Annotated in this window: 16 protein-coding genes; 6 read left to right on the top strand and 10 right to left on the bottom strand. The window is 70.6% G+C overall.

Annotated features, from left to right (window positions below; genetic code table 11):
• Positions 1-221: 221 nt before the first annotated feature.
• The 6 genes from ASD30_RS06750 to mobF form a co-directional block, all read right to left on the bottom strand.
• Positions 222-653, bottom strand: a complete 432-nt coding sequence (locus ASD30_RS06750; protein WP_056678574.1) for a hypothetical protein — start codon at positions 651-653, stop codon at positions 222-224.
• On the bottom strand, positions 650-1,294 hold the full coding sequence (locus ASD30_RS06745) for a hypothetical protein (RefSeq protein WP_056678571.1): 645 nt from the start codon (positions 1,292-1,294) through the stop codon (positions 650-652). The genes ASD30_RS06750 and ASD30_RS06745 overlap by 4 nt, the downstream gene beginning before the upstream one ends.
• 251 nt (positions 1,295-1,545) lie before the next feature.
• A complete protein-coding gene (locus tag ASD30_RS27760; RefSeq protein WP_268788281.1) occupies positions 1,546-1,668 on the bottom strand; it encodes a hypothetical protein in 123 nt (40 codons plus the stop codon).
• Positions 1,669-1,717: 49 nt separating this feature from the next.
• Positions 1,718-1,870, bottom strand: coding sequence for a hypothetical protein (locus ASD30_RS26425; protein ID WP_156393527.1), 153 nt, complete (start codon positions 1,868-1,870; stop codon positions 1,718-1,720).
• A 103-nt stretch (positions 1,871-1,973) separates the two neighbouring features.
• Positions 1,974-2,186: a hypothetical protein gene (locus tag ASD30_RS06740; RefSeq protein WP_056678569.1), complete on the bottom strand. Its 213-nt coding sequence runs from the start codon at positions 2,184-2,186 to the stop codon at positions 1,974-1,976.
• Between the two features lie 213 nt (positions 2,187-2,399).
• Positions 2,400-8,255: a MobF family relaxase gene (gene mobF, locus ASD30_RS06735; RefSeq protein ID WP_056679446.1), complete on the bottom strand. Its 5,856-nt coding sequence runs from the start codon at positions 8,253-8,255 to the stop codon at positions 2,400-2,402.
• 304 nt (positions 8,256-8,559) lie between these two features.
• Here mobF and ASD30_RS06730 point away from each other — a divergent pair, with 304 nt between their 5' ends.
• A complete protein-coding gene (locus ASD30_RS06730; protein ID WP_056678568.1) occupies positions 8,560-8,955 on the top strand; it encodes a hypothetical protein in 396 nt (131 codons plus the stop codon).
• A 16-nt stretch (positions 8,956-8,971) separates the two neighbouring features.
• Complete coding sequence (locus ASD30_RS06725) at positions 8,972-9,460, top strand: hypothetical protein (protein ID WP_056678565.1); 489 nt, start codon at positions 8,972-8,974, stop codon at positions 9,458-9,460.
• 11 nt (positions 9,461-9,471) lie between these two features.
• On the opposite strand, the gene ASD30_RS06720 is transcribed toward ASD30_RS06725, so the two are convergent.
• The 4 genes from ASD30_RS06720 to ASD30_RS06705 form a co-directional block, all read right to left on the bottom strand.
• The gene (locus ASD30_RS06720) at positions 9,472-9,717 is read right to left on the bottom strand and encodes a hypothetical protein (RefSeq protein ID WP_156393526.1); all 246 of its coding nucleotides are present in this window, start codon (positions 9,715-9,717) and stop codon (positions 9,472-9,474) included.
• 4 nt (positions 9,718-9,721) lie between these two features.
• Positions 9,722-9,955 (bottom strand): hypothetical protein, encoded by a 234-nt coding sequence (locus tag ASD30_RS06715; RefSeq protein WP_056678559.1) that lies wholly within the window; start codon positions 9,953-9,955, stop codon positions 9,722-9,724.
• A gap of 130 nt (positions 9,956-10,085) precedes the next feature.
• On the bottom strand, positions 10,086-11,186 hold the full coding sequence (locus ASD30_RS06710; protein ID WP_056678554.1) for a DUF932 domain-containing protein: 1,101 nt from the start codon (positions 11,184-11,186) through the stop codon (positions 10,086-10,088).
• A 115-nt stretch (positions 11,187-11,301) separates the two neighbouring features.
• Positions 11,302-12,897, bottom strand: coding sequence for a ParB/RepB/Spo0J family partition protein (locus tag ASD30_RS06705; protein ID WP_056678551.1), 1,596 nt, complete (start codon positions 12,895-12,897; stop codon positions 11,302-11,304).
• A gap of 306 nt (positions 12,898-13,203) precedes the next feature.
• Between ASD30_RS06705 and ASD30_RS06700 the strand changes: the two genes are divergently transcribed.
• From ASD30_RS06700 to ASD30_RS27100, 4 genes are all read left to right on the top strand, one after another.
• The gene (locus tag ASD30_RS06700; RefSeq protein WP_082563665.1) at positions 13,204-13,659 is read left to right on the top strand and encodes a hypothetical protein; all 456 of its coding nucleotides are present in this window, start codon (positions 13,204-13,206) and stop codon (positions 13,657-13,659) included.
• A gap of 247 nt (positions 13,660-13,906) precedes the next feature.
• Positions 13,907-14,296, top strand: a complete 390-nt coding sequence (locus tag ASD30_RS06695; RefSeq protein WP_056678545.1) for a single-stranded DNA-binding protein — start codon at positions 13,907-13,909, stop codon at positions 14,294-14,296.
• Between the two features lie 17 nt (positions 14,297-14,313).
• A complete protein-coding gene (locus ASD30_RS06690) occupies positions 14,314-15,342 on the top strand; it encodes a DUF4192 domain-containing protein (protein ID WP_056678543.1) in 1,029 nt (342 codons plus the stop codon).
• 10 nt (positions 15,343-15,352) lie between these two features.
• A complete protein-coding gene (locus ASD30_RS27100; RefSeq protein ID WP_185254947.1) occupies positions 15,353-15,526 on the top strand; it encodes a hypothetical protein in 174 nt (57 codons plus the stop codon).
• Positions 15,527-15,562 lie beyond the last annotated feature (36 nt).

Below are 15,562 nucleotides of genomic sequence, written 5' to 3'. Positions count from 1 at the left end.
CGGTGAGGCTGACGGTTCCGACGGTGGATCGAGGCTTAGCGAGGGGGCTCATGGCGGATACACACAACGCACAGTCAAGCCGATGCGGCTCCTGCCACTGAAGCCTGCTGAGGTCGTGGGCCTTCTGAAGTCGGCCGCGGAAACGGGATGTTCGGCGGGCGGCGGAACGCCGCGAGACCTCCCCGCGGCCCGATGAGCAGGCTTGGCGTGGGTCGGCGAGTTCAGGCGGTGATGTGCGCTGCTGCGAGGAAGCCGGCGCCGAGGACGACCACCGCCGACACCGGCGTGAAGAGCCCGGCTGCGATGTACAGCAGGCTCTCGACGACACAGAGCCCGGCCTTGCCGACGTAGGAGGCAACGATGGCGCCGGCAACGACGATGGCGGTCGTCAGCATCACCTGAGCGCGGGCTCTAATGTCGCGCTTCTCCGTTTGCTGGTGCTGGACGTCGAGGCGTGCCTCGTCGATGTAGAGCTGACACTCCTCGTCGGTCCAGTTCGCGGGTGGGAGCTTCGGCGCATCGGGGCTCGCGTGCGGGTGACGGGGAGGGTTCGATCCAGGAACAAAGACGATGAAGGCGTACCCGAAGAACAGCTTCGCCTCTTCGAATGCTGCCCGGACCGCCGTCCTGGCCCGCTCTCTGCGGCTGGTCACGGGCGTCCTTCGATGTGCCGGGCGATGGCAACTGTGACTGGGGTCGCAACCGCCTCGGGGAGGAACAACCACTGACCTGCCGGGTTCAGATCGATGAACCACCAGTCGCCGTCCTCGTCCTGGATCCAGTCCTGGGCCGAGTAGCCAACACCGACCGCCCGGCTGGCGACCAGGGCGAGTTCGCGGACGTTCTCGGGGACCGGTGTGGTCGTGAAGCCATGGTGTCCGGCGGGAGAGAGCCTCCAATCCAGCGGCAACTCGTCAGCGAGCAGAGTCGCCGACCATGCCTGTTGGCCCACCGTGACGATGCGAGCGTGAACTGTGGCGTTCACCTGGCGCTGAAGGATGAACGGCACCCGGGTGATGATCTCGGGTTCGGACAGGTCGGCAACCGTGGTGGGGACGATCCATCCGTTGCCGTCGCCGTCGATGAATGACCCCGGGCCGAGCGGCTTGGTTACCCAGTTCCCGTCACGGGGGATCGCATCAGGGTCTGTCGTCACGATCCACGACGGCACCGGCACTCCGGCTGCTGCTGCGCGCCGGTACTGGTACGGCTTGTTCTCCGCTCCGCCGAGCCGGTCCAGAGGTGTGAGCCACGAGAAGCGTTCGTCGCGCGCGAGGGCGGCGAGCGCAGACATCGCGCCAGCGCGTGATGCCCCTTCGGCTCCCGGAGCGCTCATCGCCTCGGCCCATCCAGCGGGAGCAAGGCGACGCAACCAGCCTGGTCCCGGTGCGACGTTGACACCAGCGACTTCCACCGAGTCGCTGCTGATGGTGACCGGTGAGCGGAGGAATGTTGCCGCGTCCATGATGACCGGGTCTTCACCGAGCTCGCCCAGGACCGCGGCGACATGAGCATCTGCTCGGTCGCCGACGATGACGGCCGCGTTCAGCGCACCACTCCGGCGTCGAGCATCAGCCCGGCGCGGTCGTTGTCGACGGTCTCGATCTGGGCGGTCTCGATCGTCCCGGGGAACGGTTTTGGATCTGACGCGTCAACCTGGGTGGGCACGCAGTTGCTGGAGTACAGCGATTGGCTTGAAGGACGCTTGGCCGGCACTTCAACGCACCACTCCGGCGTCGAGCATCAGCCCGGCACGGTCGTTGTCGACGGTCTCCACGGACGCTGTCAAGCGGGTCCCGGGGTCTGGGCGAGTGTCGGGATCACCGCCGTTGCTCGGCACCGCAGCGTCGTACAGGGTGGATTCGTTCATTAGTCGGTTCCTCCTGTCGTGGTCGGTCGGTCTGTTGGTTCGAGTCTGGACGACCACCGCGGTCTGGTTCGGCAGCACACGCTTCCGGTCGCCCGGACCCTGGTCAGCTGGGAGCCTTGTCGACGGCAGCCTCGGGTAACCAGATGTGCTCGAGCTGCTTGGTGAGCTTCTGGGTGTAGTCCTGGACCTGTACGAGATACCAGTTCTGGAACGCGGTGGGGAACAGAAGCGCGACCGCGAGGACGGCGGTCCCCAGCCGCCGCTTCCAACGGCGCGGGAGAAGCTCCGCGTAGTCGGCAGCTTCGAATGCGTTCATGGGTTCACGATGGCAGAAGCCTCCGACATTCAGATTGGCTCTGCACTCCGCGGGCGGCCGAACCTCCGACCGGAACGCCCTTGGTGATTCCTGAAGTGTGAGCGGTCGTCCGCGGGGTCGATCTCGGGTCAGGCGGTGTCCCTGTTCGGGAACTCGGAGCCGTGTCGTGTCACGGACTCCTACTTACAGAGTGTCTGGGCCGTGCCGTCGTGCCTACCGGCGGGGGCTGCGGTGTACTGGGTTCGAAGAGCCGTGCTCTTGTCCAGTACCCGCGTCGCGCCGGAGCCTCGGGGCGTCACGGTCGGTGGATTCGGCGTCGTGTTCGCCGAGTCCAACCTGCCGAACCAGCCGGTAGCGCAGTTCGCGGGCGGGGGTGTCGCCCAGGGGTGCTGCTGCGACCAGGGCGCGGGTAGCGGCGCCGATGTCGTGGCCTTGCTCGTGGGCCTGTTGCAGCATCGCCGCGGTGGCGGGCCAGTCGCCCTGCTCCACCAGTCGCGGGTCGACCTCGCGGGCCAGCGGGGCCCAGCGTTCCGCCGGCGACTTCGCGGCCGCGGCCTCGAGGCGGGCGCGGATCTCGTTGCTGCTGTTCAGCTCGGCCTGGGCGGCCTTACGGGGATCGGCGTCCCACGCCTTGATGGCGTCGCGCAGGTCCCGCCGCGACCGCAGTTGGGAGAGCTGCAGTCGGGCGCGCACTTGGTCGGTGCCCGGCGCCCAGGCGCGGCTGGGCCGGGCGGCAAGGACCCGCATCGCGGCCACGCGGGCCTGCTCGGGCGCAAGGTCGTCGAGCCGCTCGGAGAGCAGCTGGTCACCCAGCGTCTGGCCGCTGGCCAGCGCCGCGGTGAGTGCCGCGGGGCCGCGGTGGGCGAGCAAGTCGGCCGGGTCCAGGCCCTCGGGGAAGCGGGCGTAGCCGGGGTCGAGACCGTGCGGGGTGAGCATCCAGAAGTCGCGCTCGGCCGCGACCTGGCCGGCGAGGTCGGCGTCGGTGGCCACGATCGGGTCGCGGCCGATTCCGCCGAGCTGGGAGGCCTGCTCGTCGGTCAGTGACGTGCCGAGCGGGGCCACGCCGAGGTAGCGGCCGGCGCTGGCCAGCGTGACCGAGATCGCGTCCATGGGGCCCTCGACGATGACCGGGACGGCGCCCTCGGCGAGGAGTTCGTCGACGACGCCGTACAGCTGAGCGCCCTTGTGGAACAGCGGGGTGTCGGCGGTGTTCAGGTACTTCGGGCCGCCCTTGTCGGCGTCGGTGAGGTCTGGTCGGCGTCGGCCGACGAACCCGAGCACCTCACCGTTGTGGACTACCGGGAACATCACTCGGTCCCGGAACCGGTCGATCAGTCGGCCGGTGCTGGCGGTGGTGGCGACCCCGGTGGCCAACATCTCGGCCTCACTGACGCCACGCTGGCGCAGGTGGTCGACCAGGTTGGTCCACCCGGCCGGCGCCTGTCCGGGACGGAAGTGCTCGTGCCCGGCGATGTCGATCCCGAACCGGCCGGTGAGGTGGTCGCGACCCCATGAGTCGGTGAACCCGGACTCAAAGAAGGCCTGCGTGATCTCGTTGATCTCGATCATGCGTTCGCGCGTGACGGGGAAGGAGTACCACTCATCGGCCCGCTGGTACATGAGGCGGATGTCGGCGTCGGTCGGCTCGAGCGGGGTGCCGCCGAGGTCGCGGATGTACGCGGCCAGCGTCAGGTCGCCCTCGACGAACTGCTGCTCGTCGACGTTGTCGGCCGCCGACGGGGCGACGTCGACCTGGTCGATCGCCTCGTCCGGCTCGGGCTGGTCGACCAGGTGGTTGTCATCGGCCTCGAGGTCGTGCGGGAGCGGCCATTCGATGTCGTCGGGGTGGTCGACCAACGTGGCCGGGTCGGGCTCGACGCCGTCCCACATGTCCACCGGCGGCTCGTCGAAGTGGTAGTCGTGCTCGTGCTCGTCGGGGATCGGTTCGAGCGCGATGGAGGTTCGCCACACCAGCGCCTGGCACTCGTCGACGTCGTCGGAGGGCAGGGCGGACCCGGACGAGAGCAGGGCTTCGAGCTGCCAGCCGCGCTGCAGTCCGTGGTCGACGTTGGAGACCAGCGCGGGCCACCAGGCGCTCGCCTGGATGCGGGCGGCCCGCTCCTCGCCGAGCAGTTCGGGCAAGTGTGCTGCCCAGCTGGTGGTGACCCCCTCGCCGTGAGAGCCGTCCCCGACCTGGACGGCCACGGCGGGCGAGAGGTGGCGTGCCATGCGCCACCACAGCGCCGCCGCGGCGTGCTCATCAGGAAGAGGTCCGGCCCCAGTGTCAGCCGACGTGGCGGTGCGGAGCAGCTGGTGGGCCTCAACGCCGGTGCGTGACATGGCCGCGAGCCGTTCGGCAAGGAGCGGGGTGAACTCGTCGCCGCGGACCTGCGGGGCCAGCGAGTAAAGCAGTTGGCGCCATTCCGTGAGCGCTGGGGTGTGGTCGCCGGTGATACGCCGGTTGAGCCGTCGCTGGTAGGTGGAGGAGGCTTTCTGTAGCTGCGGCGCGCCGGTCGCGCGACGGTCGTCGACGGGGACCTGCATGGCCGCTCGCCAGACCTCGACGTCGGCCACCGTGTCGGTGTCGGGTCGGATCCCGTTCTGCGCCCAGGTCGGCAGCGACGTCTGTGCCGCGGCCCGGCGGCGGACCTCGTTGGCGAGCTGGTCGACCAGGTGCGCGCGCTGGTCGAGGTAGGCACCCCAGTGCGGGTCGTCGGCCAGTCTCTCCGGTATGCCGGGCATCCAGGGCAGTGGGCCGGTGCCGGCGTTGCGCATGCCGGAGGCGTCCAGCCGCCAGTCGAGCACCGCGGCGCGGTCCTCGGCCGAGACCAGTTCTCGGTCGCTCGCGGCCGCGCGCATCGCCTCCACGGGGCTCTCACCCGCGGCGCCAAGCAGCAGCAGATGGGCGCGCAGCGTGGGCCAGGCAGCCTCATCGGCCAGGCCGGGAAGCAGCTGGTCGACGATGCTGTCCAGGGCCTCGACGACATCGGGACCGACGACGTTCTCGGCCGCGACGTAGAGGCTGTCGAGGTAGCGCTGGGCTGCCTCACCGAGCCGGGTAGCGGGGTCGGCCTGCTCGCGCATGAGGCTGGTCGCGGACCGCTGGGCGTCGTCGCGGGCCAGCATCGACTCGAGGATGTCGGTCGGGGTCAGCGGGCGGACCAGGGTCGGGTGGATCACCGAATGCGGGTCGCCGTCCCCGACGACCTCGAGATAGACGTGGTTGCCGCTCTTGCCCCGGGTGAGCATCGTGTAGAGCTGCTGGCGCGACTCGGTGCCGGTGGCCAGCCCGTGCATGGTGTCGGCGGTGACGCCCTGGGCGGTGTGCACGGTGCAGGCGTAGCCGAGCTCGGTGGAGGCCCCGACGTACTCCTGGGGGAGGCGGACGGTACGGCCGTGCTGGGTGTGCTGCACGGTCAGGTCGCCGCCCTCGTGGAGGCCGACGACGGTCCACCGATCGCCGTTCTTGACCCAGTCGGTGGCCGAGGTGCGCAGCTTGCGGTCGTTGGTGCGGGTGATGATCAACTCGCCAATGCTGGCCTCGTTGCCGTCGGCCAGGCGCCGGGCCAGGCCGGGCCTCGCGGGGTCGGCCCCCGCGAGTCGGTGGGCGCGGGCCTGCTGGTTGAGCTCGCTGACCAGCTCGCGGGTCGGGGCGAGCATGATCGCGTCCAGCCCTGCTGCACGGTCGGCCTGCCAGGCCGCGAACACGTCCTCGGTCATCGTGGCCAGGTCTCCCACGTGCACCCGGTCGCGGTCGAGGTAGAAGCCCAGGGCCTCGCCCTTGCCCTCGCGCAGCGCCAGCGAGGCGGCGCCTTCGGCCGGGTCGGTGAACCGCACGAGCTCGGTCAGCTGCAGCGCGCCGTGGGTGGCGCGGATGTCGCGCAGCACGCCGCCGGCGCCGATCGCGGCGAGCTGCTGGTCGTCGCCGATCAGGCGGACGCTGCCGCCGCGCTCGAGGACGTGTTGCACGGCGATGTCCAGGGAGAGCGTGTCGGCCATGCCGGCCTCGTCGATCACCACGAGCGTCTGCGGGCCAATGCCGGCGACCCAGTCGGGCGCATCGCCGGTGATCAAGGAGTGGGTGAGTTTGGCGAGGGTGTCGGTCTGGGTGTCGGTCTGGGAGCCCATGGACTGGCGTAGGGCGTCCGCGGCCGCGGCTGAGGGGGCGAGGCCGATCACGCTGCCGCCGCCGTCGGTCCAGGCCTGGGCGAGCGCCCGCATCGCGGTGGTCTTGCCCGAGCCGGCGGGCGCGATGGCCAGCTGCAGCCGGGCGCCGGAGGTGGCCATCTCCTTGACCAAGGTGGCCTGGCCGGCGTTTAGGGTGACCCCGTTGGCTTCGGACTCCAGGAGAGCCAGTGCGACGTTCTGCTCGTCGACCGCGTAGCCGTCGCGGCGACCGGCGGCCTCCACCAGGCGCTCTTCGGCGGCCAGGACCTTGCTCGAGGTGAACAGGTGGACGCCGCCGACGGTGTAGACCGAGGACCCGTCCAGCTTGCGCAACTCGGGCGGCTCGGAGATCTCGTCGAAGGGGCGAGTGATGCTGATCGAGCAGCCGTCAAGGACCTCGCTGACCAGCAGGCCGACGACGGTGCTGACCTGGTCGGTGGGCACGTTGGCGGCCCGCACCTGGCGCTGGGCCTCGGCGTAGACGTGCCAGTACTGCCAGGTGGCGCGGCCGCCTTCCATCGTCGTCACAATCCGATCGCTGATCTTGGCGAACCACGCCGCGTCGGCGACCGGGGCGGTCGCGGCGGCGGTCGGGTTGAGTGCGCCGTGGAGCATCTGCTGGAGGTCTCGCGGTGAGCCGAGGACCTCGACCGCCTCGCGGTTCCAGGCCTCCCGCTGCTCGGCCAGCGAGCTCGGCTCGTGCTTGGCCTCGCGGGTCTCCAGCGTGGCCCGCTGGGCCAGCTGCAGCGTCTCGATCGGTGTCGGCGGGCGGCCGTGGGATGCCTGGAACTCGGCGGCCAGCACCTTGCGGCGGGCCTCGACGCTGACGCGGCGCTTGGAGAAGCGGTGGTTGAGGTCGGGGTCGACGCCGACGATCTCGCGCACCGGCCGCTTCCGGGCGGCGGGATTCGGGCGCTCCGCGAACCGCACCCCCAGCGCGTCGCCCAGGTGCCGCTCGAGCGCAGTGTTGTAGGTCTCCGAGGCAGAGACCTTGGCCTTGTAGAGCAGCCGGCCGTCGATCGCCAGCCACTTCCCGTCGAGGGTCTGGACCTTGTTCGCGACCGCGACGTGGGTGTGCAGATCCGGGTCGCCGGCGCGGGAGTCGCGGTGGGTGAACGCCGTGGCCAGCAGGCCGCGGACGTTGACCTGGCGGATCCCGTTGGTGCCCTGGCGGGTGAACAGCGCCTTGGTCTCGATGAAGTGCAGCGCGTCCTTGATCGCCGCCTGGTGGGCGCGCTCGATGACCGCGGCGGTCTTGGGGTCGGCCAGTGCCCACAGCGTGGAGACGCTCTTCACCGGCGAGAAGGTGAGGTCGTATCCGGCCACGGCGTTGGTCTTGGGCCGGGAGTGCTTGGCGATCGTGGCGGCGAGCTCGCGCGCGTCGGCAGGCTCGCGGCCGTGCTCGGCCCGGAAGAAGTCACGCCCGACCTCGGTGCGAATCCGTGCCCGCTCCTGCGCGGGGACCGGCCAGTCGCCCGGCAGCCCGGCGGCCTCGTTGACGGCCGCGAGGCGCTTGGCGACCTCGACCCGGAAGGCGCTGACGTCGTTCTCGAAGACCTTGTACGGGGTACCGAGACGAGCGGCCGCCTTGTAGTCGGCCTCGGTCGGGCTCGCGACGTCGGCGCGACCGACCCGCAGATCCAGCTCCTTGATCCGCTGGTCTGCGAGGGGGTGGTGGCCGGCGCCGAACAGTGCCGACATGTGGTCGGCGGTCACGATGTCGCCGGCGTTCAGGCCCTCGATGCCCGCCATGCCGGACCCGACCCACACGCCGGGAGTCTCGCCCTTCTCGGTGTAGTAGCTCGCGAGCCCGACGTGACCCTTGTCGGTGGCGTCCATCGCTGCGACCTGGCGGGTCAGGTAGTCGTACCCCGACCCGGCCGTCAGCTTGTGGAGGCTCATCGTCACGGGCACCTACGTCCGATCGGGGCCTCGGAACGATCAATTTCGCAGCGAAGTTTCGTCTGTTCTTTCTATTCGGCGAACCGGGAATGCACTAGGTGTGTGGAGGTTGGGGTGCGACTGAGTTCGAGGGGGGACGCTGGGGCGCTCGGGAGGGGCTCAGCGGTGTCGGTGTGAGGGTGCTGGTCGGGTGAGGCTGGTGAGGGTGTTGGAAAGGTTCTTCGGCGGTGGTGATCGCTCGGGGTCCGGGTTGTGTCCTAGGTGACTGTCAGAGTCCATGTCGACACGAGCGAGGGATGACCGGATGAGTCAGCAGACGATGCGCCAGAAGGCGCGACGTGACGCGCGGAGTGTCACGTCGAAACGGAGGGCTGCGCTCTTCGAGCGCGCCAAGCGGCTGGAAGACCTGGCGGTGCAGGTGATGACTGCGGTCGGAGAGCGGGACGCTGCGGTGGCCGAGGCAGAGAAGCGGGCTGGGGCCGCGCTGCGCGAGATGACGATGGTCGAGGGCGTGACACTGCGCGAGGCCGTCGAGTGGTGCGGCGACCAGATCGGCGTGCGAGAGGCGACGCGGCTGCGGCGGCTGGCCGAGAACGACCAGGACGCCGAGAAGGGCGACGAGGACGGCGCTAGGGCGCCGGCCGCGACGGCTGCGCCCGCCGCGAGTGGGGGAGCGGGTGCCGGTACGGCGGTTGGATGACGCCGGCCTCGCGGCAGTGACTGCGGCGATCGCGGACCCGAGGGTGCTCGCGCGCTACCGGGCCAAGGTCGCCACGGTGCCGGGGAGCGAGTGCCTGTGGTGGACCGGGGCGGTTGCGGGCCGGTCCGAGCGTGACCGCACGGACGGCGGCGGACATGGTCTGTTCTGGTTTGCGCCGGGACGGGTGATCATCGCGCACCGGTTCGCGTTCGCGGTGATGAACGGTGTGGACGCGCTCGCCCAGGCGCGGCTGCTCGGGCACCGGTGTCACAACCCGCTGTGCCAGCGGGTCGCACCGGATCACGTGGTGGCGTCGAGCGCGGCGCAGAATCGGCGCGAGTGGTCGGTCCAGCGGCGGCTGCCCTACAGCCCACTGGCCGACCCGCGCGGCCCGCGTCGGCGGGCTCGGGAACTTCGCGACCTCGCGCGTGAGGACCCGCAGCTAGTGGCCGACGACCTCGCGCGACTCCAAGAGCTACTGGGCGAGCAACTGACGCTGTGGTGAGCGACGCGGCGTCACCACAGCGCCGCCTGGGCTCCGGCACCGGCCGGTGCGTGCTGGGCGCAGTCGGTGGCCAGCAGATGGCGGCCGTCGCTGGTCGACCAGCACAGCGAGTCCAGACAGGCATAGTGCTCGCACCCCATCCGAACCAACGGCGGGCAGTCGGGGCCGACGAAGCCGGAGAGGAAGTTGATCCGGCGCAAGGGACGCCCGCAACGGACACAGCACTGCGGGCGGCGCGCCTGCCGGATGGTGGCCAAGGGATCACCCGGCCTCAGCGGCGAGGTCGAGCCGTGCAGACGCGGCGGTGGCAACGGCGGTGATCTGCGCGGCGAGCGCACGCAACTCGGCGGGCGTGCCCTCAATCGCGATCACGTCGTCCTGGGCGAGAGTCAGGACCGGGCGGCGGTGCTCCCCAGCACCCACCCAGTCTTCGCCCGGGGTGAGGACCTGGACGCTGGTCTCAGCGGCGGCCAGCCACTCGATGTGTGCGCTCATCGGATCACCTCGACGGGGAAGGTCGTGGCGGTGTTCGGCGTCTGCTTGGTCATGGCTCCTCCTTCGGTTGGGCCGGTGGCGGGCCGGACTCGGGGTCTCAGCCCGCCACCGGAAGAACTGGCGCGGATGGTCAGGCCGGGGCGAGCGCGGTCCAGGCGCSKCGCTTGATCCGGTCGGGGTCGTCGCTGGTGAGCACTCGCGTGGCGCGGGCGGTGGCCTCGTCGCCCTTAGCTCGGACGGGGGCGTAGTGGTCGACGTACTCCGCGAAGGCCTGGTAGCCGGCCCACGCGGTGTCRCGGATGCCGGCCTGGGTGTCGGCGTCGGCGAACAGCCAGTGCAGCCGGGAGCGGCGGCGGCGCTCGGTCTCGCGGACCCGGTTGGTGGCGTTGCCCTCGGCCTTGCCGAACGTGGCGTCGATCAGKGCGTCGAACGTGGCGTCGGTCATGGTCTGCTGGATCAGCCGCCGGACCCGGTTGGTGGCGTTGCCCTCGGCCTTGCCGAACGTGGCGTCGATCAGKGCGTCGAACGTGGCGTCGGTCATGGTCTGCTGGATCAGCCGCTCGGCCTCGACCTGGAACGCGTCGACGTAGGTGAMGGTCAGCCCGAGCGCGTCGCGGGCGGCCTGGACGGCGGCCTTGGCGTTGCGSGTGTGGCGGATCGAGAACGACGACTCGYRGTTGCTCAGGGCCGCGCTCTGGGTGTTCGCGCAGACGACGCGGACCGGGGTGACGAGGATGCGGAACGCGCTGGTGCCGTCGTGGCTGTTGAGCGCGGCGATGTTSAGGTCGACGCGGTCGGTGCCGCCGACCGTSAGTGAGTYCGGCAGCTGCATGGTGATGAACACCTGCCGCCCGCCGCGYAGCGACCCGGCKGTGTCGAAGATCGCGCCGGACTCGTCGGCCAGCAGGTTCAGGAACTCGGCGTGGTCCTCGTTCTGCAGTGGGGTGTAGCCGCCGCCAACGACGCCGAGCGCCTCGGGCTGGCCGGTGAACGGGGTAGTGCGCACCGTGGCGAACCCGGGGACCTCGATCGGCGTGACGCCGCCCTCGCTGACCTCGGCGGTGGTGAGCGGCAACTTGCGCACCTCCCAGCCGCCCAGGTGGCCGAGCGTCATGGCCTCCTCGGCGGAGAATGCGCGGTCGCGGACGGTTGTGCCCAGCCGGTGCCAGGCGTCCTTGCGGGCGAAGACGGCGGCAGCGTGCGTGCCGTGGGTCTCGATCTCGTGTGACATGCGGGGTCCTCCCGGGTAGCGGATCAAACGAACTGAGTTCATTCTATGGTTTCTATTCCACTGAGGGCGGTTCTCCACAGGGAGAACCGGCCTCGGGTGGGGGAGGGGCGACGCGTCAGGCGGCGCTGTCGCTGGCCTCGTCGGCGTTGGCCTCGCCCTCCGTGTCGGCGTCCGGCTCGGGCTCCTCGCCGAGCAGGATGCACTCGACCTCGCTGGGCTGGTAACCCCACTCCACGAGCGCGCCGAGCACGCGGGCGTCCCACGCGCTCGGGTTGCGCCAGGAGTGCTTGCCGGTGGTCGCCTCCCATGCGGCGACGACGGCGGCGAGCGTGGTCATGGTCGCGGCCTTCGGAGTGGTCGCCTTGGTGGTGATCTTGCGGCACTCGTCCTGGCCTGCGCCGTAGTAGCCGGTCGGGGCCGGGATGCCGAGCAGCGTGAACAGCATCGGGTGCCGGTGGTCCATGGCCTTGCTCAGCGAGTGGTGGCCGGTGACGACCGCCTCGCAGATCAGGGCTTCGGCTCCTTCCGGGGCCGTCTTGCGAGCGACGAACCCGGCCAGCCACTCGCGGCGCACCGTCTCCGCACTGGCCCACGCCTTGTTGTAGGCGATCACACGGCGGCGCTCCTCGCGGCGGGCCTCGGCCTCCTCCTCGCTCTCGCCCGCGTCCTCGTCGGCGGTGCTGCCGCTGCTCGCGCCGCCACTGACGCCGCCACGACGCCGCAGGCCGGAGGCGTCGAGGTCGGTAACGACCCACACCGGCACGTACTGCTGGTAGGGCTCGGCGGGCTCGTAGTCGTCGGCCTCGTCGTCGGCCTCGTCGTCGGTGTCGTCCTCGCTCTCGTCGTACTCGTCCTCGGGGTAGACCCACTCCTTGACGACGTGGACGCGAGCGCCCGGGACGCTGGGCCACTCCTCCTCCGGCACCGGCTCGCCCTCGGCGTTGAGCAGACGCTCGATGCGCAGCACCTCGTCAGCCGCCGCGACCTCTTCGGCGGTCAGTACCGGCAGGCCCTCGCCGCGCAGCCGCTCGACCTCGGCGGCGTCGGCCTCGCGCTCGGCGACCTCGTCACGCAGCTGTTGTGCCTCGTGCGTCAGGGAGCGGCGGAAGCGCTTGGCGTACTCCAGGCGCTCCACGGCCTCGGGGTCGTGCTCGAACTCGGCGAAGATCGCGGCCTCCTCCAAGGTCAGATCGCCGGAGTCGAGCCGGTTGCGGGTCTGGTCGGCCTTGGTGACCGCCAGGGCGGCGTTCACGGTCGGGCGGTCGATGCTGGTGCGCTTGGCGATCTGCGCTGCGCTCACGCCGAGCAGGGCCAGCTGCTCCACGCCCGCGACGATCTCGGTCTCGCGCATCCCGGCTCGGTGGATGTTCTCGACCATCTGGTCACCGATCCGGTCGGTCTCGGCGGGCTGGGGGACGACCCGCGCCGGGATGAGGCCGGTCGGGGTGCCGACGTCGGCGGCGGTCACGGTGCGGCGCTGGCCGCGCAGCAGGACGTACTGGCCGTTATCGTTGCGGTAGACCGTGACGGCCTCGATGACGCCGCGCTCCTTGATCGACTTGCGGAACTCCTTGTGGTCGGGTCGCAGGTCGGTGCGGACGTTGGTGCCGATGATGATGTCGGCGGGGTCCAGGTGCAGGAACTCCTCAGCCGGGGCGGCGTCGGTGCCCTCAGTGGTGGTGACGGCGTCGGTCTGGATGGTGTCGGTCATGCGGCTGTCCTCCGTGAGTAGAATAGAAAGAACTGACAGGACCAAGTCTCCCAACGGGGCCGACGCCTACCGGCTCACAGCGCGAACCTGTGGAAAGGTGGGCACGTCCGGAGGGTGGGGAACACCCCGCTCCTACGGAGGCGGACTCCGCTGCGGCGACGCGGCGCAGCTGCACCCTCGTAGCTGTCTGGACGGAAGGAATCGAGCGAGAGTGGGAACGGCTGCACACGGCCCCGCCCGGGAATGCAGCGGCGTTGGTGTTAGCGCCAGGTGCTGCAGCTGGCGCTGGGCCAGGGGAGTGGCGGCATGAGGAGCCAGACCACGACCCCGGTCGGCATCTACTGGAAGCCCGGCGTGTGGGACCTCGCCCGATCGGCCTACGTCGCCGACCTGGACACCGACCCCGACTCGCCCGGATCGTTCGTCGGCTGGCTCGCCCAGGCGCTCGAGCTGCACGCCCGGCGCTCGCCCCAGCAGCGCGCCGAGCTCGCGGCCGCCAGCGAGAAGCATCCCGCCCTGGTCAGCGTGACCCGCAAGAGCTTCAACAAGAAGCACGACCTGCCGGCCTCCACCATCGAGGCCGTCGAAGACGCGCTCGTGGCCGACCGCCAGGAGCTCGGCCGGATGCTCGCCCGCTCCGCGTTCGCCCAGGAAGCGGTGATCGCCGCGGGCGAGGAATCCCGCCGGCGGCTCGGCCACGACCTGCCTCCGCCACCGCAGAAGCTCAGCAACCGACCGCCGCGGCGGCGGCCGGCACGGTAGGCCCAGCTGGTGGCCGGCACAGTTGTGTCGATCCCTGCCTCTCGCGTCCTTCTCAGCGCCCCGATCCGGTACCCGAGAGCCGGTCGGGGCGCTTCTTTGCGCCCTCACTGCGCCCTGAGGAGCAGCTCCTTCGCGAGCACGAGCGGAAACGAACAAGTTCGGCCCAGGTGATCGCTGCGGGAGCCCGACGGGACCTAGGTGACTGCGGGACCGATTCCGACGTCTCGCAGTCACCTAGGAGGAACTCATGTCCACCACCGTCACCTTCGCCGGCAACCTGGCCGAGGCTCCCGAGCTGCTCTACACCCGCGAGAACAAGCCGTTCGTCAGCTGCCGGGTCCTGGTCAACCGGCGCGTGCAGAACGACGAGGGGGAGTGGGTCAACGACGGGCCCACTGCCCACAACTTCAATATCTTCGGCTCGGCCGCCACCCACGTGCACGACAGCTGCGGATCCGGCGACCCGATCTTCGTCCACGGCCTCGAGCGCACCGAGAGCTGGCCGGACAAGGAGACCGGCGAGAAGCGCACCAAGGACGTCGTGGTCGTCGACAGCCGCTTCGGCGAGGTCGGCGTCTCGCTCAAGTACGTCTCCGCGCGCATCGATCGCGCCGCCCGCCCGGCCCAGGCCAGCTGACCGCGGGGAGGGTTCCGATGGATCTCGTCGTTCAGTCCCCGGACGAGCTGCTCGCCGCCGTCCCGCATGTCCTCGGCTTCAAGCCCGAGGAGTCGATCGTCCTGGTCCCGTTCGGGCCCGGGCTCCCGATCACCCGCGTCGACCTCCCGACCAGCGCGACCGCCCGCGAGGAGGTCTGGGACGCCATCAGCGGCCCCTACGGCCGCCACGCCCGCCCCGGAGCTCGGCTGGGCATCCTCTGCTTCACCGGGGACCGCCGCAGCGCCGAGCTGGCCAGCCAGCACCTGTCCAACCGACTCGAGACCGTTGGCATCACCACCCAGATCCGGCTGTGTTCCGACGGGGAGCGGTGGCGGGAGTTCAACACCGGCACCACCGGGCTGCAGACCCAGGCGACCGCCGAGCGGATCGCGGCCACGACCGTGCTGTCCGGCGCCGCCCAACCGGCCTCCAGCCGGTCCTCGCTGGCCGCCTCCATGGTCGGCGACCGCGAGCCGATCGCCCAGCTGATCCCCGCAGCTCGAGCAGAAGCCGCGGCCAGCTCGCCGGCCGCGGAGCGGGACTGGGCCCTGGACCGTCTCGAGCAGTTCCACACCGACGGCAACCGGCTCTCCGACGTCGACGGCGCACGGATGCTCCTCGCGCTGGAGAAGATCGGCACCCGCGACGCGCTGTGGGAGGGCATGACCAAGGAGAACCACACCTCCCACATGGCGATCTGGAACGACCTCACCCGCCGCGCCCCTGACGAGGTCCGCGCGGCGCCGGCCTCCATGCTCGGCTTCGCCAGCTGGCTGCACGGCGACGGCGCCAAGGCCTGGTGCGCACTCGACCAGGTGCCCGCCGACCGGCCCTACTCCATGGCCGCCGTCGTCGCCTCCGCCCTGCAGAACGGGATCCACCCTCGCGAGTGGGAGCGGTATCAGACCCAGATGCGGGACCTCGCCGGCGAGCTCGACGAGTCCTTCGTGCCCAAGCCTCCCGAGAAGCAGCGGGATCTGCCGCGCACCCAGCCCACCACCGACCGCCGGGCCCCGGGCCGCTGAGGAGACCGCGATGAACTACGACGACACAGACCCGATCGACCAGATAGACGCCACCCAGCTAAGCGCGACAGAGCGCCAGCTGCGCCGCCTGGTGGTGCCTGAGCCCACGGCCTACGCCCCCGACAAGCGCCTCGACGTCATCCACGATCCGGACCTCGACCTGCTGTGGGGAGGCGAGGCGTGAGCAGCTGCGCCGACCGGAGGTGAATCGTGAGAGGTG

Origin of the sequence: Nocardioides sp. Root140 (assembly GCF_001426745.1) — a bacterium.
In the GTDB taxonomy this organism is placed as follows: domain Bacteria; phylum Actinomycetota; class Actinomycetes; order Propionibacteriales; family Nocardioidaceae; genus Nocardioides.
Note: the sequence above shows the minus strand (reverse complement) of the source record. Positions and strands in the feature narration are given on the sequence as shown.

What these genes read in the sequence shown, in the direction of transcription:
- ASD30_RS06745 (WP_056678571.1), bottom strand. Translation starts at nt 1,294, where the DNA reads ATGTCTGCGCTCGCCGCCCTCGCGCGCGACGAACGCTTCTCGTGGCTC.
- ASD30_RS06695 (WP_056678545.1), top strand. Translation starts at nt 13,907, where the DNA reads ATGTCCACCACCGTCACCTTCGCCGGCAACCTGGCCGAGGCTCCCGAG.
- ASD30_RS06705 (WP_056678551.1), bottom strand. Translation starts at nt 12,897, where the DNA reads ATGACCGACACCATCCAGACCGACGCCGTCACCACCACTGAGGGCACC.
- ASD30_RS06730 (WP_056678568.1), top strand. Translation starts at nt 8,560, where the DNA reads ATGAGTCAGCAGACGATGCGCCAGAAGGCGCGACGTGACGCGCGGAGT.
- mobF (WP_056679446.1), bottom strand. Translation starts at nt 8,255, where the DNA reads ATGAGCCTCCACAAGCTGACGGCCGGGTCGGGGTACGACTACCTGACC.
- ASD30_RS06740 (WP_056678569.1), bottom strand. Translation starts at nt 2,186, where the DNA reads ATGAACGCATTCGAAGCTGCCGACTACGCGGAGCTTCTCCCGCGCCGT.
- ASD30_RS06690 (WP_056678543.1), top strand. Translation starts at nt 14,314, where the DNA reads ATGGATCTCGTCGTTCAGTCCCCGGACGAGCTGCTCGCCGCCGTCCCG.
- ASD30_RS27100 (WP_185254947.1), top strand. Translation starts at nt 15,353, where the DNA reads ATGAACTACGACGACACAGACCCGATCGACCAGATAGACGCCACCCAG.
- ASD30_RS06700 (WP_082563665.1), top strand. Translation starts at nt 13,204, where the DNA reads ATGAGGAGCCAGACCACGACCCCGGTCGGCATCTACTGGAAGCCCGGC.
- ASD30_RS06715 (WP_056678559.1), bottom strand. Translation starts at nt 9,955, where the DNA reads ATGAGCGCACACATCGAGTGGCTGGCCGCCGCTGAGACCAGCGTCCAG.
- ASD30_RS26425 (WP_156393527.1), bottom strand. Translation starts at nt 1,870, where the DNA reads ATGAACGAATCCACCCTGTACGACGCTGCGGTGCCGAGCAACGGCGGT.